Here is a 2,183-nt window from a genome sequence, read left to right as displayed (position 1 = left end):
AAAAAACACGGATTTACCGGTATTTTTGCATATTTGTATTCAATAAAAAGTGAATGTTTTCCATCGAACTGCCAAACTCAAGAATATACTAGCTTAGATCTAATATTTAAAAAAATCACCAAATGGCGATTTTAAAAATATCTGTGTGTTACATTTATATTCTTAATTTGAGAAAATACGACTAGATTTTATCTAATCGTCTTTTTTATGAAAGTATTTTTCATTTACTTCATCTTCAAATTTCTTTATTAAGTTTTGATGATTTTTTAAAAACCATTTTTTGTGATTTTCAAGATATTTTTTTCTAATACTAGAATCATTTAAATCGTTAGGCACCCTTTTGATTCTTTCATCTTCACTATCAAAACCTGTAAAATCTTCTTCTAATCTTTCCTTACACATTTGAACATACTCTTCATTAATTTCTATACCTATACCTCGTCTATTAGTTTGCTGGCAAACTCTAAGCATTGTTCCACTACCAACAAATGGATCAAGTACAATATCATTTTCATTCGATGAAGCTAAAATCATTCTTTCATACAAAGCTTCTGGTTTTTGTGTGGGGTGCTTTTTTCTATTCTTATTACAATAATGCATATGAGAAAATTGCCATACATTTCCCGGATTTGAACCCCTCATGTTATTTATTGAACGGTAAAATTTTTGTGGAACTCTTATATCATCTAAGTTAAAGGTAAATTTACTTTTATGCTTGGTAAACATTAGTATATCATCGTGTCTAGGAGAAAACCCTTTTGTTTTCCCTATTCCTTGTGTATAAAACCAAGTTATCCAAGAATTAAAATGCATATTCAACTCTTTTTCAAGTATGCTATAAATATATGATATATATCTCATACCCATAAAAATGTATATAGTTCCATCATCTTTTAGCACTCTTTTTGCTTCGGTAAGCCACTGTCTTGAAAATTCTAAATACTCTTCAAATTCCAAATTATCTTTATTATTTCCATAATCTTTATTCAAATTGTATGGCGGATCTGTGACAATTAAATTAATACTTTTAGATTCAATTTTTTTAAGTTCTTCAATTGCATTTCCACAAATTATTTTTAAAGTTTTATCCATTTATTTTTAATTGCCTCTCTATAGAAATCTTCAAATGTTCTTCTGCTACTATGTAAATATTTTTTATCTAATAATTGACACATTTCCCAAGTAGTTCTTCTTTTAAAACTAACATTATGAATATCTTTTATTTGTATTTGACCAGTGCCTAGAGCTGGATTATAGTTTATGTCATTATCTCCTATAAATTTTAAGTCATACGCATTAAAGTCAACAACTTGCATAATACCATCCATCAATTGTGTTCGTTCATTTCTTTCTGAATAAACTTTATGCTTAATCGACAATACTATAAACATATAATCAGGATCAACTACATAAGCTGTCCTAATCCTAGAAAAAGAAGTAATATTAGGACCTTTTCCACTATCAATAATATCATTTGCAGTCGCCTTTACATCAATATTCCCTGTAAGAACTTTAACATTATCTTTCTTAAACTCGAGTATAATATCTGCCATTCCTAGTCTTTCTTGTGCTTCTACATTTATTAAATTATATTTATTATTTTGAACATTCCTAATGCTGGCAAAAACCTCAGTTGCCCAAGCTTCGATCATAGGATCTGCAATCTTGTTTATATTTTCTAATGGTAATCCTAATTTTAAATTTGTATTTATTATAATTTTATCATCACCAGAATTTTTTCGTTCTTGTAATATATTTATTATTTGTTCAATAACAAATTTTGAATCTTTTTCATATTCTTTAGACTCTATAGGTATTTTAAATTCTAAATCTTCATATCTCATAATTGTTTTTTCCTCCATTTTAAATAATTATAATAACATCTTCAATTTTACAATTTAATTCTTCACAAATCCTTTCAATATTTCTAAGCGATATATATTCCCGAGTTTCCCAGTTTGATGAGATAATCTTAGAAAAGTGTCCGGTTTTTTCGCGATTTTTTAACTTAAAAAGCAAAACTAAAAAATATTTAAACTACCCTTTTTAGCTAAAACACTCACAAAAATCATTTATGGTTAAAATAACAAAAACTTAAAAAAATACAACTACTATTTAAACTCAATGTAAATAGAAAACTCATTTTTATTTACGCTGAGCCTAAAAAAATATATGAAGTTTTG

3 protein-coding genes are annotated in these 2,183 nt (G+C 26.8%); all 3 read right to left on the bottom strand.

The window, feature by feature from the left end; all coding sequences use genetic code 4:
* Nucleotides 1-192: 192 nt before the first annotated feature.
* The 3 genes from R7X45_RS03735 to R7X45_RS03770 are packed head-to-tail and all read right to left on the bottom strand — an operon-like array spanning nt 193 to nt 2,019.
* Nucleotides 193-1,092, bottom strand: a complete 900-nt coding sequence (locus R7X45_RS03735; RefSeq protein ID WP_044284548.1) for a DNA-methyltransferase — start codon at nt 1,090-1,092, stop codon at nt 193-195.
* Nucleotides 1,077-1,844 carry a hypothetical protein gene (locus R7X45_RS03730; protein WP_044284549.1) on the bottom strand — a complete coding sequence of 256 codons (768 nt, stop codon included), beginning with the start codon at nt 1,842-1,844 and terminating at the stop codon, nt 1,077-1,079. The genes R7X45_RS03735 and R7X45_RS03730 overlap by 16 nt, the downstream gene beginning before the upstream one ends.
* Before the next feature lie 19 nt (nt 1,845-1,863).
* Nucleotides 1,864-2,019 carry a helix-turn-helix domain-containing protein gene (locus R7X45_RS03770; RefSeq protein ID WP_196242514.1) on the bottom strand — a complete coding sequence of 52 codons (156 nt, stop codon included), beginning with the start codon at nt 2,017-2,019 and terminating at the stop codon, nt 1,864-1,866.
* Nucleotides 2,020-2,183 lie beyond the last annotated feature (164 nt).

It is taken from the genome of Mesomycoplasma ovipneumoniae (assembly GCF_033343935.1).
GTDB lineage: Bacteria > Bacillota_I > Bacilli_A > Mycoplasmatales > Metamycoplasmataceae > Mesomycoplasma > Mesomycoplasma ovipneumoniae_G.
The sequence above is the reverse complement of the archived record's forward strand: the minus strand, read 5'-3'. Positions and strand labels throughout refer to the sequence as shown.